The sequence below is a fragment of the Mesorhizobium sp. 2RAF21 genome (assembly GCF_052115345.1).
In the GTDB taxonomy this organism is placed as follows: Bacteria; Pseudomonadota; Alphaproteobacteria; order Rhizobiales; family Rhizobiaceae; genus Mesorhizobium; species Mesorhizobium terrae.
On the sequence record NZ_JBFRGM010000012.1, the window covers coordinates 21,100 to 44,400 of the forward strand.

Below are 23,301 nucleotides of genomic sequence, written 5' to 3' on the forward strand. Positions count from 1 at the left end.
GACGGGCCGTGTCGTCACGTCCGGCATCGGTGCCCGCCTTGGCGAGGTAGTTTTGTTATAACGTAACATATTTTGAAAAGGCAAGCCTCGGTTTGAAATCTCCTGTGTCGGCGGAATTGTCGTGCGGGTCTTCGGCACGGCCCGCGCGACATGACGTCGGCAATTGCGTGTGCGCAACTGTCGGTCAGGCCTTCGGGGTGAATGTCGCTAGCAGCCCGCGCAACTGCTCGACCGATTTCAGCATGTCCTGATCCGACAGCGCGCCGAAGCCCAGGACAAAACCCTGCTTGCGGGGCGTGCCCTCGTAGAAGGCGGAAAGCGGCACCAGGGTCAGGCCGAGCTTTTCGCCCGCCCTTGCCAAAGCCTGGTCGTCGATCCCTCGGAGAGTGTTTTCGTCCAGTTCCACGATGACATGCTGGCCGCATTCGCTGTTTGACACTTTCAGCCAGGCGGACAGATTGTTTTCGAGCAGCTCTACGAAACGCGCGCGACGAAGCGAATAATGTCGCCGCATCTTGCGCAGATGGCGGGTGAAATGACCGCGTTCCATGAAGCGGGCAAGCGCCAGCTGGCTTGCGGCCGGTGCGTGGTTGCCGGTCGCCGCGCGGACGTTGCACAGCGGATCGACAAGGGGCTTCGGAACAACGAGATAGGCAAGCCGCAAGGCGGGAAACAGCATCTTGGAAAAGGAACCGAGATGAATGACGCGCTCGCCGCCATCCAGGCCCTGCAGCGCCGGCAGCGGATTGCCCAGATGCCGGTATTCGCTGTCGTAATCGTCCTCCAGGACCCAGGCACCGACCGCGCGCGCCGCCGCAAGCAGCGAAAACCGCCTCGCCGGGCTCATCGTCATGCCGAGCGGAAACTGGTGGCACGGTGTTGCGCAGATCAACCTTGCCCCGGACCACTCGGCGCTGTCGGCCGGGACGATCAACCCCTCCCCGTCAACGGGCTTTGGGCGAACGGACAGTCCCCATGAGGCAAGCACGCTCTTCAGGCCGCTGTAGCCCGGCTCTTCGACAATCGCTTCATCATTCGGCGCAAAAAGGGCGCGGCACAGGAGATCAATGCCATCCTGGGCGCCGCCGACAATGAAGACCTGATCGTCCTCGCAGCGGACATTCCTGGCGGCCCTCAGATAGGCGGCGACCACTGAGCGCAGCTGCGCGTTTCCGCGTGGATCGTCGTGTTCCGCCAGCTGATGACGCGTCGTTCGCGACGCGGCAGCGACGCATTGCGCCCACGCCTTGGCTGGAAAGGCCTCGGACGAAGGCAAGCCCGGCGTGAAGGCCGGATTGCGGGATTGCGGCGCCAATGCGTGGCGCAGCGTAGCCTGGCCGCGCGCGGACAGCACCGACCCGGGCCGTGCTTCCGGCACGTCGGCGCCAGGCGCCGGCTGCGTCGAACTGCGTTCGGGAAGCATGCGGGAGACGAAGGTTCCGGCGCCGGCCCGCGCCTCCAGATAGCCCTCGGCGACGAGTTGGCTCAACGCTTCAGCGACGGTGTTGCGGGAGATGTCCAGCTCCAGCGCCAGATTGCGGGACGAAAGCAACCGGGTTCCCGGCGGCAGCTCTCCGGCGAGGATCTTCGCGCGCAGCTGGTGATAGAGCTGGCGCCCGAGCGAACGTCCCTGCCGCCGGTCGATGCCGAGCGGTGCCAGTTCACCCATATTCGTTGCCATCATTGTCCCCGCGACGCGTTCAAGACCAATGGCCCATGAAATCCGATATTTTCTGGAACTGGAAGTGGGACAAGATAACGCTTCAACATGCGGACAGCCGCTGATGACCAGCGGCCGACATCTGGAGAAGCGACAATGGCCATTGGCACCGAATCCGCACTGTATCAAACCATCCACCGGCAGCCCGCCGACCTGAGAAGGGTTCTCTCGGAAGAGTGGAAGCCGGCGGCGGAAGCGGCCACGATATTGGCCGGTGCGCGGCGCGTGTTCCTGGCCGGCATGGGCACGAGTTATTGCGCGGCCCTGGCCGGCGCCTGGATGCTTCGCGCCGCCGGCGCCGATGCCCGGCCGGTCAATTCCTACGACCTCGCATGCTACACGGATGCCTATCGGCCGTCGGAAAAGGACGTGTTCATCATCCTGTCTCACACCGGCGTGAAGCACTATTCGCGTGTGCTGTTCGATGTCGCCAGGCAGGCGCGCTGCCGCGTCGTGGCCATTGCCGGAACCGAGGCGGCGATCGGCGATGCCGATGCGGTGCTGCGCACGACGCAGCGCGAGACTTCGGCTGCCTACACCTCGTCCCACCTCTGCGCCATGGCGGCCATCGCCCAGATCGCAACCGAACTGGGGGATATCCGTCGATCTGACGGGACCGCCGGTTTCCGCCGATGCCTGGAGGCGATGCCGAGCCAGGTCGAGGAGGTGATCGAGCGCGGCGAAGAACTGGCGCCGTTCGCGCGCCGCTCGGCCAGCCGCGCGAACTACGCGGTCGGCGCCGGGCCCAACGAAGCGTCGGCCTGGGAAGTGGTGATCAAGGTTCGCGAGGCTGCTTTCGGCAAGATAGACGGGCTCGGGCTGGAGCAATATCTGCATGGCCCGGTCGTATCGCTCAACGCCGGCGACGGCGTGCTTCTGGTGAACTACCCCGGCGCCTCGACACGCCGCGTCAACGTGGCCGCCAGGGTCTTCGACATGATCGGCGCCGACATGCTCGTTCTGGGAGACGCACCGGAGCAGCCGACCGACGCCGCCGTCTTCCCCCTGCCCTCCACCGACGAACATCTCTCGCCGATGCTGTCGCTGCTGCCGATGCAGTTCTTCGCCTATCACATGGCGGCGGCCCAGGGCGTCAATCCCGACATGGCGCGTCGTGACACGCCAAAATACCACGCCGCGATTGCCGAACTGCTCAGGGCCTGAGGGGCGAAGCGATCCGAGACAAGGGCAGGTGGTCGTGGGTGATCCGGGTCACTCAGGAAATTGACGGTGAACGACCTTCGGAAGCCGGGGCATGGACCTGGTCGGCCATTGCGTCTTTATGCTCCCGATGCATAGTCAGGTTCGTCCAACGCGTTTTCGTCCGGCAATGGTCTAGCGACTGATCGCGCCGGACGAAAACGCGGTGGCGGTCGCGTTGCCCTTGCTCGGCATCGCCAGAATGCGTTTCGCGAACGGAGGCGCTGTTCAAGCCCTCCTCTAATCAACACCCCAGTCTCCCCGGCAGTTGGACCGCGTTGCTGGATCCCGCTTCCGTCGGAGCTCGCGAACGCAGCCCCCACTTGACTTGTTTTTATACAATGTCTAATATTGCACATAGTTCAATTATTGCCGCAAGGTTGAACCCGCCGAGCACCGGAGCAACTAACATAGGCACTCCTCGGCCAGGGATCAGTCCAGCAAAACGACGGCGATGCATCGCCAAGCCGGCGTAGTTGGACGCGAATTAGACGTCACTCGCATTTAGACATTGTATATTTTTGGAACACGCCATGGCCAGCAGACCGCAACTCGGGAAAAGTCAGCGCACACGTCTTCGTATCGCCGAGACCGCCCACGCGCTGTTCGAGCGCCACGGCTTCGACGCCGTGACCATGGAACAGATCGCCATCGAAGCCGACGTCGTACGCGGAACGCTTTACAACCACTTCCCGGTGAAGGAGGCCGTGCTCGTCGAATGGATGCACCTACGCCTGGCCGAAGATTTGGCCCCTTTGATAGGGCAGGTCATGACGCAGCGTTCATTTTCGGCCCGCATCTCGACCCTGCTGGACGCGTCCGCGTTATGGTGGGAGCAGCACCGGCAATACGCAGCCGCCTATCTCCGCTTTCGCTTCCAGCAATTGAAGCAAGGAGAGGCTGGGCAGACGTCCTCCGACATGGCCGCCGCCTATGCGGCTCTCATCGCCAAAGCCCAGGAGGTTGACGAAGTGCGCGTCGACGAATCCGCCATCCGGCTCGCCAACTATCTGCATTTCCTCATTCTCTACGCACTGATGACTTGGCTTGAAAGCCCGACGGCATCGTTGCGCGATGAGCTCGCGCATGCGTTCGAGTTCTTCATGCTCGGCGCGAAACCTCGTTGATCCATTTCCTCTTTTCATTGCGAGAAACAATATGACCATCAACTGGCCTGTAGCCGTTTGCGCCCTGATCGTCGCCGTCATCGGCGCGATGCACCTGGTGTACACGCTGTTCGGAACCGAACTTCATCCTCGCGAAGAAACGGCGCTGAAAACACTCCGCAGCGCGACACTGCGCGTCAGTCCCGGCGCATCGATGTGGCGCGCCTGGATTGGCTTCAACGCGAGCCACAGCCTGGGCCTGATCCTGTTCGGCGCGATTTACGGCTATCTGGCCTTGTTGCAGCCCGCGGTGCTCGAACTCCCCGCCTTGTCCGCGGTCGGCGCGGGGTTCCTGGCCACAATCGTGCTGATTGCAAAGCGTTTCTGGTTCAGCGTGCCTTTCATCATCATGTCCGTAGCCTTGGTGCTCTATCTGGCCGGAATGGTGATGGCGCACGGATGACCCGACGCGTCGGCTGACTTTCGAATTTCCAGACACCCCCGCCTTCAATTTTGGCGACGCGTTCTCCGTGGCCATCTCCGGCCATGGCCGCCACCCGCTGCGGGCGACCGGCACCGGCGCCCGCATCGCCTGCGAGCCGCCTTCCACGGCCATTCAGTCCCATTCCATTCCCTTCACTCATGGAGAGCCAGATGAAAACCGCCTCGCCCCAGCCTGTCGATCGCGCCCTCCTCGCCTGCGGCGTTGCGACTGCCCCGGTCTTCTACGCCGTCGTTGCCCTGCAACTGGCGCTGAGGCCGAGCCATGACATTCGGACCCAGCCTCTCAGCCTTCTTGCGCTGGGTGAGCTCGGCTGGATCCAGATCGCCAACTTTCTTTTGACCGGTTTTCTGGCGCTCGCTGGCGCGGTTGGGCTGCGCCGGGTTTTGCGTGACCAGCGCGGGAGCAGTGCTGGCCCCATCCTCGTCGGCCTTTACGGCCTTGGCATGATTGGGGCCGGATTGTTCGGCCCCGACCCGCTCCCTTCCCCGGGCCAAGCGCCGCAGATAAGCGCCACCGGCGCCTTGCATCTGGTGGCATTCCTGGTCTCGTTCCTGTCACTGATCGCGGCTTGCTTCGTCCTTGCGCGCCGGTTCAGTGCCGCGGGCAAGCCCGGCTGGATGGTCTACAGCATCGCCACGGCCCTGCTTGCCCCGGCGCTTGTTGCGACAGGCATAGCCAATCCTTCCTTTGCCGGTGTGATTATCGGAGGCGCCGGCGTCGTGCTCTTCGGCTGGTTTTCGCTCGTCTCTTTCGAGCTTCGCGACTCAAACGTCGTGTCGTGAGACTTGCCCAGCGCGGCACCAATTCGTCTTCCTGGACCACGCCCTTATTGGTCCTGAAAAAGGCTACGCGCGCCGGCATCGAACGAAGCGCAGGCTGCAACTGAATTGCAAGTTGCAGCCCTGAATCGGAAAATCCGCCCGGGACATCAACCGCCTCGTCACAGCGCGTGTCATCGCTCTTGAATTAATTGAACGTTCGTTTTATTATCCTCCAATCGGGAGGAGACGATGGCGAGAACAACGGGCTCTGACGGCGGCAGGACGCAGGCGGCGATCCGGGATGCGGCGCTGTCGCTGATCGCGCGTCACGGCTACGAGGCCGTCTCCATGCGCCAGCTGGCCGCCGAGGTGGGCGTGCAGGCCGCCGCGCTCTACCGCTATTTCCCGACCAAGGAAGACCTGCTCTACACGCTGATGCAGGACCATATGAACGGGCTGATCGCGGCCTGGGAAGGCGCACGCCCCGCCACGGTCGACCCGACGGCGCGGCTTGCCGCCTATGTCGAAAACCACATCGCCTTCCACATCGAGCGCCGCTCCTCGACGCATGTCTCCAACATGGAACTGCGCAGCCTCGCGCCGGAGCGGCTGACCCACATCCTGAAACTGCGCACGGCTTACGAGAAGGAATTGCGCACCATCCTGCGCGACGGCGCCGAGAAGGGCGTCTTTGCCGTCGACGATATCGGCCTCACCGCCATGGCACTGATCCAGATGATGACCGGCGTCATCGTCTGGTACCGGCCGGGCGAGCGGCTGTCGATCGACGGCGTCACCGAAACCTACCTATCCATGACCATGCGCCTTGTCGGCGCGCCACAGCCTGCTGGGGAGCAAAGGCATGTACACGCACACGCTTAATTTCGGATTGAACGAGGACGTCGAGGCAATCCGAGACCTGACGCGGCGCTTTGCCCAGGACAGGATCGCGCCGCTGGCGGCCGAGATCGATACCAGCAACGAATTTCCGCCGCATCTTTGGCCCGAACTCGGCGCACTCGGCCTGCTCGGCATGACCGCCGATCCGGACTATGGCGGCTCGGGCATGGGCTATCTGGCGCATGTGGTGGCGATGGAGGAGATCAGCCGTGCCTCGGCCTCGGTCGGGCTCTCCTACGGTGCGCATTCCAACCTGTGCGTCAACCAGATCAACCGCTGGGCAACGCCGGCGCAGAAGGAAAAATACCTGCCCAAGCTCTGTTCGGGCGAGCATGTCGGCGCGCTCGCCATGTCGGAGCCGGGTGCCGGCTCGGACGTGGTGTCGCTGCGCCTGCGCGCCGACAAGAAGAACGACCGCTATGTGCTGAACGGCACCAAGATGTGGATCACCAACGGCCCCGACGCCGAGACCATGGTGGTTTATGCCAAAACCGACCCGGAGCGGCATTCGCGCGGCATCACCGCTTTCATCATCGAGAAGAGCTTTGCGGGGTTCTCGGTGGCGCAGAAGCTGGACAAGCTCGGCATGCGCGGCTCCAACACCGGCGAACTGGTGTTCGAAAACGTCGAGGTGCCATTCGAGAACGTGCTGCACGAGGAAGGGCGCGGCGTGGAGGTTTTGATGTCCGGCCTCGACTATGAGCGCACGGTGCTGGCCGGCGGCCCGCTCGGCATCATGGCCGCCTGCATGGACGTGGCGATGCCCTATGTGCACGAGCGCAAGCAGTTCGGCCAGCAGATCGGCACCTTCCAGCTGGTGCAGGGCAAACTCGCCGACATGTATACGACCATGAATGCCTGCCGCGCTTACGTCTATGCCGTGGCGGCCGCCTGCGACCGCAAGGAGACGACCCGCAAGGACGCCGCCGGCTGCATCCTTTTTGCCGCGGAAAAGGCGACCTTGATGGCGCTGGACGCGATCCAGCTGCTTGGCGGCAACGGCTACATCAACGACTATGCGACCGGCCGCCTGCTGCGCGACGCCAAGTTGTACGAGATCGGCGCCGGCACCTCAGAAATCCGCCGCTGGCTGATCGGCCGCGAGATGATGGCGGAGGCGATCTGAGATGAAGCCCGCGCGACATTTCCGCCGCGCGGGCTGTCTTCTAGCGCTCGGACAGCGCGATGGCTTTCGCTTTCGCCCATCGGCCAAGCACCTGACGCTCTTCAGCGGTGGCCAGGCGATTACCGTGGCCGCGCACCTGCACCACATGGTGCTGGCGATTGAGCTCGATGGTGAGCAGACGCTTGATGTTGCCCTCCACGCAGCGACGCAACGACCAGATCGAAGCCTGCCCGGAGATGCACTTCTGCGCGTAGCTGGACACGCAGTGATGCATGGCGCGGGACTCGGCCACGAGCTCGTCGGCGGTGACGAGTTGCGTCACCGTGAACTGCTCCTTACGCACGCGCACCTCCCCCGCCGTCGGCTTCCAGCTCCAGTCGTCGAGCGGCGAACCGGCCCAACGCCCCTCGGGCTCGCCGCCCGCTGCCCGGAAGGCCCGGCGCCGGGCCGCCTCGATGCGAGCGATAGTCTCGAGGTCGCGATGCCACTCGGCCATCTGGCGCTGCAGCGAGGCGAGCGTACGGCCGTTGAGGCTGTAGCCGGGCTCCCGCTCGCGCCGCGCGGCAAGGTAGTCGCAGAGATCGTCGATCTCCGCGATGGTCGCCACGTTCACGCAGAAGAAGCGTGCCACCTCGCGCCAGAAGACGAAGCCGGCACGCGGCGTCCGCGCGATCTTCGAACGGGCAATGCGCAGCGCCGAGCCGAGGTCGCCGGTGTAGGAGCGGGCCACGGCCAGCCAGATCGCCTCGTCGAAACCGAGATCGCCGGGCGAGTTGAGGAACCAGTGGACTTCCTTGCGGGAAAGCCACGTTCGCGCCTCCTCCTTCCACAGCGAACGACCGCGCGCGGCAACCACGTACCAGCGCCGGCGCAGCGCGATTTCGTCGGCGTCGAGACCGGAACCGTCGAGCCAGATTTCTTCCAGCGCATAGGGAACCGGGTAGAGCGCGAAGAGATGGCGTGCCGCGGCCAGCTGCAGGCGTGCGGCATCGCGCGTCTTCAACATGGGGCGCCATGCCTCGGGTTCGCGGGCCATGACGCCGGCGAACCCTTGCCCGGCGTCGTTCAGCGCACGCGCGAAGTCCGGAGCCGGACGCGGCGCGCGCTGGACACGCCGCAGCGTCGCTTCATAGCAGGCAATGCGTTCGCGCTCGGCCTCGCGCCGGCGCTTGATCGTGGACTTGGCCATGGCCGTTCATCCTTGGTGAAACCCTGTCAGCCGGACGCGCGTCGAGCGCCGGCACGGAATGTGTCGATCTCGGTCTCGCGGTCATGGACGGGTCTCCTTTCGGTTGAACGGGGCGGCTCTCTAGGCCGCCAACGGATTTCGGGCAAGTGCGGAAAGAGTATTGTTTCCAATGCGATAAGTGCCTGTTGCATTCGCGCAACTGAGGCTTTGGACAAACCGGTGGCGTCGGCGGGGAGCACCTGGCTCCCCGCCGTTTCAGTTGAAGCCGCGCGGCGCTTCGAACGTCGGCTTCACCACCACCTGGTGCGCGTCGCGCCACAGCACTTCGCGGTGGCGGTCGATCCTGACCGCCCGCACCGGCAAGCCGCCCTCTTCGATCAGCCAGGCGCAATAATGCGCCCGGGCGATCATCTCGCGCGCGTCGTGGTCGAACCAGCACACGCCCCAGATCGAGTTGCGCCGCTTGAAATGGCGCGCCACCCGGCCCGGCACCGGCAGGTGCTCGTTGAACCATTCGAACTCGTCGTAGAGCTCGCGCAGAATCCAGTCCGGCGCGCCGATCCGGTGGAGATACCAGGACGCCCGGAAGAAGCCGGTCTCCACCCGGCTGTCGGGGTGGATAAGCGGCGTGACGAACCGCACATACATGATGACACTGGCGGCGCCGCGCGCCGCTCCTCAAACTTGCTGATGTTTCTGGCTAAAAAGTCGCCGCCCTCAGGCGGCTTGCTCGCACGCCCGAGGCAGACATTCGCGGGAAAGCAGAATTCTGCTTTTCATCGTCGCCTCCATCACAGTGTCATGCGCGACCAGACAGACGAGGCTTCGCGCGGGGCGTGGCCAATACATCGAAACGATTTGCGCCGCAAGGCCGGTCTGCCGAGAAATCGCGACGAAACTATAGTAAAACGCCGAAATGTTCCCTATAAGTTCCTCATACGTTCAAATGGAGCGTATTGGGGGGACATCATGAAACTGAAACAGCTCTTGAAGCTATTGATCCCGCTCGGGCTTCTGGTCGCGGTTCCGCTCGCGGTTTCGAGCCCGGTCTCGGCGGCGCAGCAGCAGGGTTATGCAACGGTCGAGCAGCTGGCGGCGGCGGTAGAAAAGCGCCTGCGCAAGGATGGCCGCTTTGTCGACATCAAGCCCAATCCCGACGACCCCGCGCAGATCGATCTTTCGCGCAAGAACGGCGAAGGCGGCCGCATCCGCATCGACGTGACCTACCTGCTCGACCAGGTCCGGGGCCTTCCACCGGCGGAGGCCGGAGAAGCGATCGAGACCTTCATCGGCGCTTTCGCCACCCTGCAAGAGGGGTACACCAGCGATCCGGCGCGGATTTTCGCCAATGTGCGCTCCAAGGGCTACCTCATGCAAAGCGGGGGAGACCTGACAAAGCGCGCGGTTTTCCAGGAACTGGCTGGCGATCTGATCGTGCTCTACCAGATGGACGAGCCGACGGCGCTGCGCACGCTCGACCGCTCGGAAACCGGCGGCCGCAGCCTCGAGGAACTTGCCGAACTCGGCCGCAAGAACCTGAAAGAGCAGATCAAGAAGGTGATCGAGCAGCGGATCGGCGACGATGTGTCGGTGTTCGAGATCGACGGCAATGCGCCGCTTTCGGCCGCCCTGCTGCTGTCGGACTGGTTCCACGGTTATGTCGCCAAGAGATTCCCCGGCGGCTATTTTCTGGGCGTGCCGGAGCGCGACTTCGTCATCGCGTTCAACAAGAATGCGCCGCAAGGGCTGCAAATGGCGCGCCAGCTCATGGACGAGTTCACCAAGGACGACCAGAATATCATGTCGCCGCTGCTTTACGAGCGGCGCGGCGGCAAGCTCGCGGTCGTGCACGAACCCATTTGAAACGAGGTCTTAATGCCAGCGCTCACCTCTTCGGTCTCCACCTCCTCCGAAACCTTCCGCGCCAATGCCGAGCGCATGCGGGCGCTGGTCGCCGACATTTCGGACAAGGCGGCAACGGTCCAACGCGGCGGGACGGAAGAGGCGCGCGCCCGCCACACCCAGCGCGGCAAGCTGTTGCCTCGCGACCGGCTGGCGCAACTCCTGGACACCGGCTCGCCCTTCCTGGAGATCGGCCAGTTCGCCGCCTGGGGCATGTATGACGATGCCATTTCCGCCGCCGGCATGATCGCCGGCATCGGACGCATCGAAGGCCGCGAGGTGATGGTGGTGGTGAACGACGCTACCGTGAAGGGTGGTACCTATTATCCCGTCACGGTGAAGAAGCACCTCAGGGCGCAGGAGATCGCGCTGCAGAACAGGTTGCCTTGCGTCTATCTGGTCGATTCCGGCGGCGCCAACCTGCCCAACCAGGACGAGGTGTTTCCCGACCGCGAGCATTTCGGCCGCATCTTCTACAACCAGGCCAATATGAGCGCCGCCGGCATCCCGCAGATCGCCTGCGTGATGGGTTCCTGCACGGCCGGCGGCGCCTATGTACCGGCGATGGCGGATGAATCGATCATGGTGCGCAAGCAAGCGACCATCTTCCTCGGCGGCCCGCCGCTGGTTAAGGCGGCGACCGGCGAGGATGTCAGCGCCGAGGAACTGGGCGGCGCCGATTTGCACACGCGCCAAAGCGGCGTCGCCGACCACTATGCGATGGACGACGAACACGCGCTGGCGATCTGCCGCCGCATCGTGCGCAACCTCAACCGCAAAAAGGAGAGCGGCCTCGACTTGCGCCAGCCCGTGGCGCCGCTCTACGACCCACGCGAAATCCTCGGCATCGTGCCGACGGATCTGCGCCAGCCCTATGACGTGCGCGAGGTGATCGCGCGCATCGTCGACGGCTCGGAGCTGGACGAGTTCAAGCAGAATTACGGCACCACGCTGGTCACCGGCTTTGCCCATATCCATGGCATGCCTGTCGGCATCATCGCCAACAATGGCGTGCTGTTTTCGGAGAGCGCTGTGAAGGGCGCACATTTCATCGAACTGTGCTGCCAGCGCAAGATCCCGCTGGTGTTCCTGCAGAACATCACCGGCTTCATGGTCGGCAAGAAATACGAGGCCGGCGGCATCGCCAAGGATGGCGCCAAGCTGGTGACGGCGGTGGCGACCGCGCAGGTGCCGAAGGTGACGATGATCATCGGCGGCTCGTTCGGCGCCGGCAATTACGGCATGTGCGGGCGCGCCTATTCGCCCCGCTTCCTGTGGATGTGGCCCAATGCGCGCATCTCGGTGATGGGCGGCGAGCAGGCGGCGATGGTGCTGGCGCTGGTGCGGCGCGAGAACATCGAGCGCAAGGGCGGCAGCTGGACGGCCGCGGAAGAGGCCGAATTCAAGCGCCCAACGCTGGAAAAATACGAGCGCGAGGGCCACCCGCTCTATTCATCCGCAAGGCTTTGGGACGACGGCATCATCGACCCGGTAAGGTCACGCGAGGTGCTGGCGCTTTCGCTGTCGGCCGCGCTCAACGCGCCGATCCCCGACACGAAATTCGGCGTGTTCAGGATGTGACGCCGTGCACTTGTTTTCACCGAAGCCAATACAGTGCTGTTCAAATGGGCCAGTCGAAGAATTGCATTGCCCGACAGCGACAATTTCTTCTATTGATTACGGTGTTCAATATTGGGCACATGGGGATAAATTTGCGACATCTTCGTTCTTTGAATATTTCCGTTCTGGCTTGCATGCTTCTTGCAGCGACTTCAAACATAACAACCGCCGGATCATTGGCGGGAAATCAGGGCGACAAGCGGTTCCCTCCGACTTTGCCGGACAATCCGAAAGACCCCTGCACCAAAGCGTGGAAGGCCTATGTGGCGGCTGGAGGCCACTCAGCCTACGCAATCACGCCCTATTCTCGCGTGCGGGATATCTTCGTCATTTGCGGCAATTCGTTGAACGCAAAGACGCAGGCGGCTGCGGAAGAAAAGGCGATGGCAAGCTGCGTGAGGACCCGCGACAGTTACAAGGGCAAGATCAACATAGGCGGCAGCTGCGAGATCGCGGCTTCGAAGTAAGCCGCGCGCGTCTCTCCGGCCGCAAAGCCGCGTTGCTAAGTCCAGCTGCGTGCCGGCCTTGCCATGATGGTGGCGGCCGGCACTACGGGGCAAGTGTCGATGCTCGGCCCGAGCGCCGCATTCGACGTGCAAATCCCGGACGCGACGTTCGGCGTGTTTGGGATGCGAGGTCTCCTATGGCCGCCGTTCCGAACCCGTCCGGAAGGAGTTCGCCCATGGCCTCTCCCGTTACCGATGCGCGTATCACGACCCTCGTTAGTCGTCTGATCGAAGCCAATGAGCTCGAGATTGCCGCACGGGAGCGCGAGGACACGCGTGCAGGAAACCGTCAGGTGGATCGGATGCGGCTCGTGCTGGATGAGCTTGTTAACTCCCCAATCGGGCGCGATACACTTGAGCGTCTGATGACACATGAGATGCCCGAAGTGCGCCTGCGCGCGGCCGGCCGAGTTATGGGGTGGGCGCCCAAAAAAGCCATTCCTGTACTCGGATCTCTGGTCGCCAATTGGATGCCGAAAGACCCGAAAAAGGGATATGTCGCCGTTGGCCTTTCTGCCGGCTGGAAACTCTACGAATACTTCGGCGTCAAGGATTTCGACCACAATAAGCTCATCGAGCCGTTGCGCACCTATGGGATCGAGCTGCCGAGGCGGCCAGACTAGCAGCGGAACAATCGAAGACGCGACCGGCGCGCGATGGCGCGCCGGCAGCACCACAACTACCCGGTACCAACACGAGGAAAGACTACCGATGCAATTCCATCGCGGCCGCCTGATCGACCATATCCATCTGCGCGCGGCCGACCTTGAAACGACCAGGCGCTTCTACCGCGCAGTACTCGAAGCCATCGGCCACGCCTCCTCCATTCATGAGGGCGAGACCTTCTTCTCGGCCGACGAATTGTGGATCGACGCCGCCAGCGGCCAGACCTCGCGCGTGCATCTCGCCTTCCAGGTGCCCGATCGCGAGACGGTGGCGAAATTCTACCAGGCGGGCCTTGCCGCCGGCGGCAGGGACAATGGCGGACCGGGCGAGCGCAGCTATCACCCCGGCTACTACGCCGCCTTCCTGTTCGACCCGGACGGCAATAACATCGAGGCCGTCCACCATGGCCCCTTCGAGCGCTCGGCGCCGTCGGTGGTGATTACGCCGAAATAATCAAGTCCGGCACCTTAATTGCCCTTACCATTGGAGGCCCCGATGTTTTCGAAGATCCTGATCGCCAACCGTGGCGAGATCGCGTGCCGCATCATCCGTACCGCGCGCAAGCTGGGCATCGATACGGTCGCCGTCTATTCCGACGCCGACGCCGCCTCCCTGCATGTCGCCATGGCCGACGAGGCGGTCCATATCGGCGCCTCCCCGGTCGGCGAGAGCTATCTTAGGGCCGAGCGCATCATCGCGGCGGCAAAGCAGACGGGTGCCGAGGCCATTCACCCCGGCTACGGCTTCCTTTCGGAAAACCCGAATTTCGTCGATCAGGTGGCGGCGGCGGGGCTGGTCTTCATCGGCCCGTCGGCCGCGTCCATCCGCGCCATGGGCCTCAAGGATGCTGCTAAGCGGCTGATGGAAAAGGCCGGCGTGCCTGTCGTGCCCGGCTATCACGGCGAGGCGCAGGACATCGTGCTGTTGGCCACCAAGGCGCGCGAGATCGGCTATCCGGTGCTGATCAAGGCGCGCGCCGGCGGCGGCGGCAAGGGCATGCGCCGGGTCGATCATCCCGATGATTTTTCCGAGGCACTGTCCGGCGCGCGGCGCGAGGCCAAGGCCGCCTTCGGCGACGACCGCGTGCTGGTCGAGAAATATGTCGACAAGCCGCGCCATATCGAGGTGCAGGTGTTCGGCGATAATTTCGGCAATGCCGTGCATCTTTACGAGCGCGACTGCTCGGCGCAGCGGCGCCATCAGAAGGTGATCGAGGAGGCGCCGGCGCCCGATATGACGCCGGCGCTGCGCAAGGCGATGACCGATGCCGCGGTGAAGGCCGCCAAGGCGATCCAGTATTCCGGCGCCGGCACCATCGAGTTCATCGTCGACGCCTCGAAGGGACTGTTGGCCGACCGCTTCTGGTTCATGGAGATGAACACGCGCCTACAGGTCGAACATCCGGTGACGGAAATGATCACCGGCGTCGACCTCGTCGAATGGCAGCTGCGCGTGGCTTCCGGCGAAAAGCTGCCGAAGGCCCAGGACGAGATCGCGCTTTCCGGCCATGCCTTCGAGGCGCGGCTCTATGCCGAGGATGCGACCAAGGGCTTTCTGCCGGCGATCGGCACGCTGCATCACCTGCGCTTTCCCGAGACCGCGCCGGCGGGTGCCAGCATGCGCGTCGAGACAGGCGTGCGCCAGGGCGATGCCATCTCGCCCTATTACGACCCGATGATCGCCAAGCTTGTCGTGCATGGGCCCGACCGCGCGAGCGCGCTGGCCGCGCTCGGCGAAGCGCTGGCCGGTACCGAAATCGCCGGCTCTGTCACCAACACCGCCTTCCTGGCTGCGCTGGCCGCCGATGAGGATTTCGCCGCCGGCGATGTCGACACCGGCCTTATCGGCCGCAAGCAGGAGGCTTTGACGGCGATCGCCCTTCCCGGCGACGATGTCATCGCGACGGCAGCACTTGCGGCGGCGGACGTCTCCATCCCTCGAAACGGTTCCGACCCATGGTCGTCACTTGTCGGCTACGCGCATTTCCACGCCGGCGCGCGCCGCATCAGGCTGAAAGCCGGCGACGAGGAAATCGCTGCCCGCATCACCGCGCGCGACGACGGTGGCTTCGATGTCGCGACCGAGACGGGCGTGCACGCCTTGCGGGCCGGCGGCGGCAAGCGGCTGGCGCGCTGGCCCGGCCACGTCACCGTCTTTGCCGGCGCCACGGGCTATAGTTTCGGCGTGCCGGATCCGCTGGCCAAGGCTGATGATGCCGGCGCGGGTGTCGGCAATCTGCGTGCGCCGATGCCGGGGCTGGTCAAGGTGGTGCGCTCGGTGGCTGGCGACGTGGTGGTCAAGGGGCAGCCGCTGCTCATCCTGGAAGCGATGAAGATGGAGCACACCATCGCCGCCCCGCATGACGGCACCATCGCCGAGATCGCTACGGAGGGCGCGCAGGTGACGGACGGAACGGTGCTGGTGCGGTTCGCCGAGACGGAGGCCTGAGCCGCCGACGATCCACGCCACGATCTCCAGCAAACAAAATGGCCGGGACAAGCCCGGCCATTCCGCTTTCATCAATCATCCCATGCGGGATCAGTCGACCTTGATCGGCGCGTACTTGCCTTCATGCCACTGGTTGATGTCGTACTTGGCGTTCTTCAGGTCACCCTTTTCGTCGAAGATGACTTCGCCAACCACGGTGCTGATCGGCTTGCCGTCCTTCAGCGCGGCGGCAACCTTGCCCGGATCGTCGCTGCCGGCGCGCTTGATGCCTTCGGCGAAAGCCTGGATCGTGGCGTAGGAGAACAGCGTGAAGCCTTCCGGCACGAAGCCCTTGGCCTTGATCTTCTCAATCGCTTCCTTGGCTTCCGGGCGGGCCTGCGGGTCAGCCGGGAACACGAACATCGTGCCTTCGCCAGCCGGGCCGGCAACCTGCCAGAATTCCGGCGAGGCGATGGAGTCCGGCATGATCAGCTGGTACTTGAAGTTCTGCTCGGCCGACTGGCGCAGGATGAGGCCGGCCTCCGGATGATAGCCGCCGAAATAGACGACATCGGCCTTCAGGTTCTTCAGCTTGGTGACCAGTGCCGAATAGTCCTTCTCGCCGGAATTGATGCCTTCATAGAGCACTTCCTTCAGGCCGCCCGCGTTCATCGTCGCCTTCACGGCGTCGGCGACACCCTGGCCATAGGCGCTCTTGTCGTGCAGCACGACGACGTTCTTGCCGGCATACTTCTTGGCAATCCACGGACCGATGAAGGCGCCCTGGGCGTCGTCACGGGTGTAGAGGCGCATGATCGTCGACCAGCCCTTCTTGGCGGCGTCGTCGGTCATCAGCGGGTTGGACGAGGCCGGGCTCATCATCAGCGCGCCGGCTTCGGCATAGACGGCGGAAGCCGGAATGCTCGAGCCCGAGCAGGCGTGACCGTCAATGAACATGACGCCGTTGCCGACGATGCGGTTGGCCACCGAAACGGCCTGCTTAGGGTCGCACTGGTCATCCTCGATGTCGATCTTGATCTGGCGTCCGTTGACACCGCCGGCGGCGTTGATGGCGTCGGCCGCGGCCTGCGCGCCGTGCTTGAACTGGTCGCCGATGGTGGCGAGCTGGCCCGTCATCGGCCCGACAACCGCGAAGGTGATGTCTTCGGCATAAGCGGCCGAGGCGCTGAGCGCCATGCCGAACAAGGCAGCGCTCAAAAATTTGGTCTTCTTCACTTTAAACCTCCCAAGGCTTGCGCAACCCCCTGGCCACGCTTGGCCGAGAATGGCCTCAAAATTCCACCGCTCGTCAAGCCCGTCGAAGCGTTTTTGCAATCGTCGGGTTAATCGCGCCGGCCAAATGCCGGGTCGAAAATGCGAAAACCGCGCCGGTCTTGTAACGACCGGTCGCGGTTTTCTTTCGCCGGGGCGGTTTCGAGCCAGATGGCTTCGAAAACGACCCGCCTTCCCTGTTTCGCCGGGCGGCCTTGCTGGCCGCTTCCGTTTCTTCAATTCGCCGTTGGAGCGGCGAGACCATCCCCTCGCGGGGCGGAATTCAGTGCGTGGTCATCCAGTCGCGGGCTTCGCGCAGGGCATGAGCGATCTCGCCCTTGGTCATGGAAGCCGAAAGTTCGGACCGCAGTTCCGCGGCGCGGGTCGAGCCCTTGATCGCGGCGATGTTGAACCATTTGTGAGCCGTGACTACGTCGGTCTCGCAGTCGCGGCCGGTCGCATACATCATGCCCAGTTCGAAGAGAATGTCGGCTTGAGCGGTTGCGCCCATCGTACCGAACCCTGCTTCCAGCATCTCGAAACGTGCCATTTCAAATCCCCTTGTCTGACCCTGTCTGCTCCTGAAAGCCGCCACCCTTTTCTTCAGTGGGTGTGCGCTCTTCCGATGCTTCGAAGAATGAAGGGGACGCTTGAATCCGTCGTTAAATGGCTTGCTTAACTGGAAGAAAACAAAGCTAAAACAAGAAGTAAACGTGAGAAACCGTTAAGGATAGGAAGTCCGCGATTGCTGGGTTTTCGCTCAAATTCGACGAAAATCCGAACCTCGCAAAACAAGGTTTCGCTAACCACGCGAAAGCTTCGCGAATTGAGAAATGCCTCAGCAGCCGGCGAAATGCCCTTTCGAACGCCGATGAAAAAGCGCTTTTCCTTCCCCAGCGGCACGGCTTTTGTTTTATTGGGGACTGGATTAGCCTGCTTGGGCGTGAGGGATGGAGAGGCTGGACCCGCAGGTCCGGCGGAGCGCACAGGGAGGAAGGAATGTTTCGCAAACTCAGCTTGGCTGTTGCGGCCACATTGATCATGGCGGGCGCGGCCTGGGCCGACCCGATCGAAGGCAACTGGAAGACGGCATCCGGTGCCACGGCGGCGATCTCGGGCAGCGGCTCGTTCTCGATCACGCTGAAGACCGGCAAGCATGCCGGCAAGACGATCGGCTCGTTCAAATCGACGGGTGAAGGCAAATATGCCGGCACCATCACCGATCCGGAGAACGACAAGACCTACAACGGCAAGGCCTCGATCTCCGGCAAGTCGCTGAAGATGAGCGGCTGTGTGCTGGGCGGCCTCATCTGCAAGAGCCAGACCTGGACCAAGATGTAAGCCGAACAGCAGACCCGGTTGACGACAAGGCGTTTCCGCCATGCGGGAACGCCTTTTGTTTTGGGAGCTGCGGTTGCAGTTGCCTCTCCTTCTCCCCTTGCGGGAGAAGGGGCGCTGCATCTGAATTTCCGTCAATCATTTTGAACCCTGGATGAACGGTGGCCTCAGAAGGGGTTCAGCCGCGCTCGGGCATTCTCTCCAGCATTGAGGGAGAGACCAATGCTTGCGCGCCGCTTCACCATCGTCTGCCTGCTGATGACGTTGTTCGGCATGGGCTTCGCGACACTGGTTGCCGGAGACGGCCGCTCCGCCCGGGCCTGGGATCAGGCCGGCTTGCGGCTCTGCGGTCTCGCCTGCCCCGACAGCTACACCCGTTGAACACCCGACACCTCGTATCGAAAGCCGCCGCCATGAACAGCATCGCCGAAAACACCGTCGCCGTTCTGAAGCTGTTGCCGCGCGCCATGCTGATCCTGATGCTGCTGGCTGCTCCGGTGCTGGCCGTGCCGATGATGCGGACAGGCACGGGCTCGACCATCGAGGCGCCGGCACTCAAGAAGAACGGCATCGGGCTGGTTCTTCTGGTCAGCCTGCAGCGCGGCTGATCAAGCTGATTGCTCAATCAGCTAAAAGCACGGGCAGCTAGAAAACACGGACCACTAAAAAAGCATGGGCCAATGAGCCTTTGGCGGGGCGGCCCCTCCCCAGTGTCATGTTCCATCTCTATAATGGGTCATGGAAAAGCGAATCTATCCACAAGCCATCGAGACCCTGGTCATGCCGGAGCCCTATGCCCGGCAATCCTTCGACGATGCCGGCGAGGCCGTCGCCGCGCTCAAGGTGCTCTACGAGCGCAACACCAAATTCCTGCGCGACTCCTTCTCGGCACTTGCCGCCGGCGGCGGCAACGACAAGCGCTACCGCGCCTTCTATCCGGAGGTCAGCGTCGTCACCAACTCGTTCACCCAGGTCGACTCGCGCCAGGCCTACGGCCATCTGCCGACGCCGGGGCAGTTCTCGACCACCATCACCCAACCGCATCTGTTCGAAAGCTACCTGACCGAACAGCTCAGGCTGATCATGCGCAATCACGGCGTGCCGGTGATCGTTTCGGAATCGGAGACGCCGATCCCGCTGCATTTCGCCTTCCTGGAAGGAACCTATGTCGACAGTGCCGCCGCCGAGCGCATCCGCCGGCCGATCCGTGACCTGTTCGACGTGCCGGACCTCGACGGCACCGACGATCAGATCGCCAACGGCACCTTCGAGGTGGCGCTGGGCGACCCGCGCCCGCTGGCGCCCTTCACCGCCCAGCGCATCGACTATTCCCTGCACAGGCTGACGCATTACACGGCGACCAGCCCGCAGCATTTCCAGAATTTTGTCCTCTTCACCAACTACCAGTTCTACATCGACGAGTTCTGCGCGATGGCGCGCGAGTTGATGGCGAAGGGTGGCGAGGGTTATTCCGAATTCGTCGAGCCGGGCAATGTCGTCACCAGGCCGGGCACGCCGCTGCTCAGCGAAGGCACCGCGCCGGGACGGCTGCCGCAGATGCCCGCCTATCATCTGAAGCGGCCGGACCATGGCGGCATCACCATGGTCAATATCGGCGTCGGTCCGTCCAACGCCAAGACCATCACCGACCACGTCGCCGTGCTGCGCCCGCATGCCTGGCTGATGCTTGGCCACTGCGCCGGCCTGCGCAACACGCAGGCGCTGGGCGACTATGTGCTGGCGCATGCCTATGTGCGCGAGGACCATGTGCTGGACGACGACCTGCCGGTGTGGGTGCCGGTGCCGGCGCTGGCCGAGGTGCAGGTGGCGCTGGAGGAAGCGGTGGCCGAGGTGACCGGGCTTTCCGGCTACGACCTCAAGCGCATCATGCGCACCGGCACGGTCGCCACCATCGACAATCGCAACTGGGAACTGCGCGACCAGCGCGGGCCGGTGCAGCGGCTTTCGCAATCGCGCGCCATCGCGCTCGACATGGAATCGGCAACCATCGCCGCCAACGGGTTCCGCTTCCGCGTGCCCTACGGCACGCTGCTGTGCGTTTCCGACAAGCCGCTGCATGGCGAACTGAAGCTGCCCGGCATGGCGACCGAATTCTACAAGCGGCAGGTGGCGCAACACCTGACCATCGGCATTCGCGCCATGCAGAAGCTGGCCGAAATGCCGATGGAGCGGCTGCATTCACGCAAGCTGCGCAGCTTCTCGGAGACGGCGTTCCAGTAGGAGGCCGTACTCCGAGCGGCGGTGTGCGGCGTCGGCCTCAACCGACTATAGTGACGGCGGTTGCCGAACATCAGGTCGCCGATGACGATCAGACTCCAGCGATCCCCCAGGGCCTCGAGAATCCGATTGATCGGGCAGCCCAGCGCAGGGCATTCACGCGCACTCCAAAAACCGATTGCAATATAAAATCAGTTTATGTAACCTACAACCGGTTGCGAGATGCAATCAGTCAGGCAGATATGCGCGTGGCTGATTGCAAGCGATGGAGGCGGAGGGATGCTCAAGACCGACGGCGTTATCTAGATGATCCCAAAACCCTGTTCGCAGCAGCGTGCAAAACTGTTGAGGGAGACGAAAAGATGAATGCCCCCGCCTCTATCACCATCTCGCCAATCCTCGTTGCCGACCTTTTCGTCGAGGGCGAGCGAATGCCAGTCTACGTGCACGTCATCGACCATCCCAACGGGCGCATACTGGTCGACACCGGCATGACGGAGCTGCACCCGGCAGTGGTGGCCGCCTTCAGTCCGCGCCTGTATCCGCTGAGCAAGCAGGACTTCGACCTCGCCGGCATCGACATCGTCGTCAACACGCACCTGCACGCCGACCATTGCGGAGGCAACCATCTCTTCGCCGGCAAGCCGATCTACGTCCAGCGCCGGGAACTCGACAACGCGCGCAACGAGGACGACTACACCATTCGCGAGTGGGTCGATGCACCCGGCGTGGAGTACGTGCCAGTCGACGGTGAGCTCGAGCTACTCCCCGGGCTCCGGCTTGTCCCGGCGCCCGGCCACACAGCCGGCATGCAGGTCGTCGTCGTTGAGACTGGCGGGCACCCGGTCGTCGTTGGCGGCGACGTGGCGGTCTGGTTTGGCGAGCTCGACGAGCCGCAGACCGAAGGCCAGCTGCGGGTGCGCGCGCTCGACCCCGAACTGGTCTGGCTCGCGCACGAGCACGAGCCGTGGCGACCCCGCACCGCATAAGGCATCTGGATGCCGGGCAGGCGCGCTACCGGAGAAAAGGTCGCCGTCAGCTCTCGCACTCGCCGAGTATCTCAGTCGCCGTTGACCAGCCCCAGGACAAGCCGCTGGATGTTGCCGCCCGGCCCCATCTCGACGCGATCGAACTCGCTGCTCTCCTGGCGCTGCGCCAGCGAGGCCTCCGACAGCGGCGTCTGGATCTGCTTGCGGATCTTCTGGCAGCCGGGGTCATTCGGCACCGAAACGCCGATGGTCGTCGCCTCGATCCGCTTCAACATCGCCTTCATGTGGTCGCCATGGACTTTCTCGTGACGCCGGATGCCGTCGATGAAGACGTCCCAGCGTTTCTGCACCGCCGGCGCAAGCGCATTGGCGGGCTTCGGCAGCGTATAGGTGATGGTTAGCTTGGGCGTCGCCGACACCAGCGTGCAGCCGCCGCCCTGCGGCACGTAATTCCTGGACCAAGTGAGCGTGAAGAAGGTGTGGGCGATGACGCGGCGGCCGCTGCTGCCCACCGCCGGGCCGTTCTGGCCGATGGAACTGTAGAGCTCAGCGCCGGATGCGCCGGTGATGGCATAAGGCTTTTCCTGTTCGATGGTGCGGCCACCGGCCTGCGCGGAGGAGGCCGCCAAGACAAAGCCGGCCGTAGCCGTCAGCAGGACAAGTCCGTTCTTCAAGATCATCGCGTTTCCAGGATAGGGCATTGCATTTTTCGCGCGCACCATAGAGAGCGCTTGCCCTACCATCAATGAGCCGCAATGTTTCGAGCTATGACCGCCATGGACAGCGCCCGTATCCTGTTTCAATTCCTGATCGCCGCCTGCGCGGTGGCGTCCTCCGTCGCGCTTCTGGCCGGATTCTTCGGCGCCTTTCATCCGGCGTTGGATTCCTTCTCGCATTTCCGCACCCACCTCGCGGCGCTGCTCGTCTTGTTGGCGCTGGTGATGATCATTGCCGGCCCGCGCTGGCAGGCGGTGCCGTTCCTGGTTTTTGCGATCGCCTGCCTTGCGACGACGACCAGCCTTCCGGGCCTCGGCAAATCACAGGCCGGCTTCACCGCCAAGCCGGACGACCGCGCCGTCTACCGGCTGCTGCAGATGAACCTGCGCTACAACAACCCGACGCCTGAAAAGGTGTTGTCGCTGATCGACAGCGTCAAGCCGGACGTGGTGACGCTGAACGAGGTTTCCGACATGTGGGCGGGCAAGCTGAAGCTCCTGTCCGGTGTCTATCCCTACAGCATCGCCTGCCCGTTTCCGAACGGCTTCTTCGGCGTGGCGCTGCTGTCCAGGCAGCCCTTTGTCGAAGGCAGCGAGCCGCAATGCAATGACCGTGGATCGATGGCGACGGCCCATATCGACTTCGGCGGCACGGAAGTGGCGGTCGCCGCCGTCCATATTGGCTGGCCGTGGCCGTTCAACCAGTTCCGCCAGATCCGCAGCCTGAGCCACCCGCTGGCAACACTGGGCGAAGACGCCGTCGTCGCCGGCGATTTCAATGCCGTGCCGTGGAGCGAGGCGGTGCAACGGTTCGCCAGAGCCGGCGCCTTGACGCTGGTGCCCTCCGCCGGCCCGACCTGGTTTTACCGGAGGCTGCCCGCCGCTTTGTCCTTTGCCGGACTGCCGATCGACCAGGTGTTGTACAAGGGCGCCGTGGTGGTCCACTCGGCCACGCTTCTGGAAGACACCGGCTCGGACCACCGGCCGGTCCTCGTCGAATTCTCGCTGAAGCCGGCGGCGGCGGAACCGGAGGGCGGACCGAAAACGGCGACTGTTTCGGCCGAACGACCCGAACAACGCAAATTGGTACGCGGCGGCTGACCGCCGGCGCCTCCCGGGA

Annotated in this window: 24 protein-coding genes and 1 pseudogene; 18 read left to right on the plus strand and 7 right to left on the minus strand. The window is 63.6% G+C overall.

Translation table 11 applies throughout. The features are described 5' to 3' along the window. Positions 1 to 184: 184 nt before the first annotated feature. Positions 185 to 1,684 (minus strand): MocR-like pyridoxine biosynthesis transcription factor PdxR, encoded by a 1,500-nt coding sequence (gene pdxR, locus AB4136_RS20030; RefSeq protein WP_051512108.1) that lies wholly within the window; start codon positions 1,682 to 1,684, stop codon positions 185 to 187. Positions 1,685 to 1,816: 132 nt separating this feature from the next. On the opposite strand from pdxR, the gene AB4136_RS20035 reads away from it, so the two are divergent. From AB4136_RS20035 to AB4136_RS20060, 6 genes are all read left to right on the plus strand, one after another. Then, on the plus strand, positions 1,817 to 2,884 hold the full coding sequence (locus AB4136_RS20035; RefSeq protein WP_024925447.1) for an SIS domain-containing protein: 1,068 nt from the start codon (positions 1,817 to 1,819) through the stop codon (positions 2,882 to 2,884). A gap of 569 nt (positions 2,885 to 3,453) precedes the next feature. Then, positions 3,454 to 4,047 carry a TetR/AcrR family transcriptional regulator gene (locus AB4136_RS20040; protein WP_024925448.1) on the plus strand — a complete coding sequence of 198 codons (594 nt, stop codon included), beginning with the start codon at positions 3,454 to 3,456 and terminating at the stop codon, positions 4,045 to 4,047. 31 nt (positions 4,048 to 4,078) lie between these two features. Then, positions 4,079 to 4,489, plus strand: a complete 411-nt coding sequence (locus tag AB4136_RS20045; RefSeq protein WP_024925449.1) for an LIC_13387 family protein — start codon at positions 4,079 to 4,081, stop codon at positions 4,487 to 4,489. A gap of 191 nt (positions 4,490 to 4,680) precedes the next feature. Further along, entirely contained in the window at positions 4,681 to 5,313 is a 633-nt protein-coding gene (locus AB4136_RS20050; RefSeq protein ID WP_036254882.1) for a DUF998 domain-containing protein, read from the plus strand. Positions 5,314 to 5,541: 228 nt separating this feature from the next. Beyond that, positions 5,542 to 6,174 (plus strand): TetR/AcrR family transcriptional regulator, encoded by a 633-nt coding sequence (locus AB4136_RS20055; protein WP_024925451.1) that lies wholly within the window; start codon positions 5,542 to 5,544, stop codon positions 6,172 to 6,174. Then, the gene (locus AB4136_RS20060; protein WP_024925452.1) at positions 6,155 to 7,318 is read left to right on the plus strand and encodes an isovaleryl-CoA dehydrogenase; all 1,164 of its coding nucleotides are present in this window, start codon (positions 6,155 to 6,157) and stop codon (positions 7,316 to 7,318) included. The genes AB4136_RS20055 and AB4136_RS20060 overlap by 20 nt, the downstream gene beginning before the upstream one ends. A gap of 40 nt (positions 7,319 to 7,358) precedes the next feature. On the opposite strand, the gene AB4136_RS20065 is transcribed toward AB4136_RS20060, so the two are convergent. After that, the gene (locus tag AB4136_RS20065; RefSeq protein ID WP_024925453.1) at positions 7,359 to 8,507 is read right to left on the minus strand and encodes a PcfJ domain-containing protein; all 1,149 of its coding nucleotides are present in this window, start codon (positions 8,505 to 8,507) and stop codon (positions 7,359 to 7,361) included. A gap of 255 nt (positions 8,508 to 8,762) precedes the next feature. Further along, positions 8,763 to 9,155: a hypothetical protein gene (locus AB4136_RS20070; protein WP_024925454.1), complete on the minus strand. Its 393-nt coding sequence runs from the start codon at positions 9,153 to 9,155 to the stop codon at positions 8,763 to 8,765. 321 nt (positions 9,156 to 9,476) lie between these two features. On the opposite strand from AB4136_RS20070, the gene AB4136_RS20075 reads away from it, so the two are divergent. The 6 genes from AB4136_RS20075 (at position 9,477) to AB4136_RS20100 (ending at position 15,649) form a co-directional block, all read left to right on the plus strand. Then, a complete protein-coding gene (locus AB4136_RS20075; RefSeq protein WP_024925455.1) occupies positions 9,477 to 10,370 on the plus strand; it encodes a hypothetical protein in 894 nt (297 codons plus the stop codon). Between the two features lie 12 nt (positions 10,371 to 10,382). Then, positions 10,383 to 11,990: a carboxyl transferase domain-containing protein gene (locus AB4136_RS20080; RefSeq protein ID WP_024925456.1), complete on the plus strand. Its 1,608-nt coding sequence runs from the start codon at positions 10,383 to 10,385 to the stop codon at positions 11,988 to 11,990. A 44-nt stretch (positions 11,991 to 12,034) separates the two neighbouring features. Further along, positions 12,035 to 12,496, plus strand: coding sequence for a hypothetical protein (locus tag AB4136_RS20085; protein ID WP_244431233.1), 462 nt, complete (start codon positions 12,035 to 12,037; stop codon positions 12,494 to 12,496). A gap of 215 nt (positions 12,497 to 12,711) precedes the next feature. Beyond that, a complete protein-coding gene (locus AB4136_RS20090; protein WP_024925458.1) occupies positions 12,712 to 13,158 on the plus strand; it encodes a DUF2019 domain-containing protein in 447 nt (148 codons plus the stop codon). Positions 13,159 to 13,246: 88 nt separating this feature from the next. Then, positions 13,247 to 13,654 (plus strand): VOC family protein, encoded by a 408-nt coding sequence (locus tag AB4136_RS20095; protein ID WP_024925459.1) that lies wholly within the window; start codon positions 13,247 to 13,249, stop codon positions 13,652 to 13,654. A gap of 42 nt (positions 13,655 to 13,696) precedes the next feature. Next, positions 13,697 to 15,649, plus strand: coding sequence for an acetyl/propionyl/methylcrotonyl-CoA carboxylase subunit alpha (locus AB4136_RS20100; RefSeq protein WP_024925460.1), 1,953 nt, complete (start codon positions 13,697 to 13,699; stop codon positions 15,647 to 15,649). A 90-nt stretch (positions 15,650 to 15,739) separates the two neighbouring features. Here the strand turns inward: AB4136_RS20100 and AB4136_RS20105 are convergent, their stop codons facing one another. Together AB4136_RS20105 and AB4136_RS20110 are read right to left on the minus strand one after the other, a co-directional pair. Beyond that, positions 15,740 to 16,864 carry an ABC transporter substrate-binding protein gene (locus AB4136_RS20105; protein WP_024925461.1) on the minus strand — a complete coding sequence of 375 codons (1,125 nt, stop codon included), beginning with the start codon at positions 16,862 to 16,864 and terminating at the stop codon, positions 15,740 to 15,742. A gap of 319 nt (positions 16,865 to 17,183) precedes the next feature. Next, positions 17,184 to 17,450: an SEL1-like repeat protein gene (locus AB4136_RS20110; protein ID WP_024925462.1), complete on the minus strand. Its 267-nt coding sequence runs from the start codon at positions 17,448 to 17,450 to the stop codon at positions 17,184 to 17,186. Positions 17,451 to 17,899: 449 nt separating this feature from the next. Here AB4136_RS20110 and AB4136_RS20115 point away from each other — a divergent pair, with 449 nt between their 5' ends. From AB4136_RS20115 to AB4136_RS20130, 4 genes are all read left to right on the plus strand, one after another. Next, positions 17,900 to 18,241: a DUF2147 domain-containing protein gene (locus AB4136_RS20115; protein ID WP_024925463.1), complete on the plus strand. Its 342-nt coding sequence runs from the start codon at positions 17,900 to 17,902 to the stop codon at positions 18,239 to 18,241. A 219-nt stretch (positions 18,242 to 18,460) separates the two neighbouring features. After that, entirely contained in the window at positions 18,461 to 18,619 is a 159-nt protein-coding gene (locus AB4136_RS20120) for a hypothetical protein (RefSeq protein WP_162835303.1), read from the plus strand. A 32-nt stretch (positions 18,620 to 18,651) separates the two neighbouring features. Beyond that, positions 18,652 to 18,846, plus strand: a complete 195-nt coding sequence (locus AB4136_RS20125) for a hypothetical protein (protein ID WP_024925464.1) — start codon at positions 18,652 to 18,654, stop codon at positions 18,844 to 18,846. Between the two features lie 172 nt (positions 18,847 to 19,018). Continuing rightward, complete coding sequence (locus tag AB4136_RS20130) at positions 19,019 to 20,479, plus strand: AMP nucleosidase (protein WP_441931565.1); 1,461 nt, start codon at positions 19,019 to 19,021, stop codon at positions 20,477 to 20,479. Positions 20,480 to 20,522: 43 nt separating this feature from the next. Here the strand turns inward: AB4136_RS20130 and AB4136_RS20135 are convergent. Next, positions 20,523 to 20,622: pseudogene (locus AB4136_RS20135) on the minus strand (winged helix-turn-helix transcriptional regulator); the annotation flags it as partial. A gap of 216 nt (positions 20,623 to 20,838) precedes the next feature. Between AB4136_RS20135 and AB4136_RS20140 the strand changes: the two are divergent. Continuing rightward, entirely contained in the window at positions 20,839 to 21,465 is a 627-nt protein-coding gene (locus tag AB4136_RS20140; RefSeq protein ID WP_024925466.1) for an MBL fold metallo-hydrolase, read from the plus strand. Positions 21,466 to 21,536: 71 nt separating this feature from the next. Here the strand turns inward: AB4136_RS20140 and AB4136_RS20145 are convergent, their stop codons facing one another. Further along, a complete protein-coding gene (locus tag AB4136_RS20145) occupies positions 21,537 to 22,145 on the minus strand; it encodes a DUF922 domain-containing Zn-dependent protease (RefSeq protein WP_051504854.1) in 609 nt (202 codons plus the stop codon). Positions 22,146 to 22,220: 75 nt separating this feature from the next. Here AB4136_RS20145 and AB4136_RS20150 point away from each other — a divergent pair, with 75 nt between their 5' ends. Beyond that, positions 22,221 to 23,282, plus strand: coding sequence for an endonuclease/exonuclease/phosphatase family protein (locus AB4136_RS20150; protein WP_244431231.1), 1,062 nt, complete (start codon positions 22,221 to 22,223; stop codon positions 23,280 to 23,282). The last annotated feature ends 19 nt before the right edge of the window (positions 23,283 to 23,301 follow it).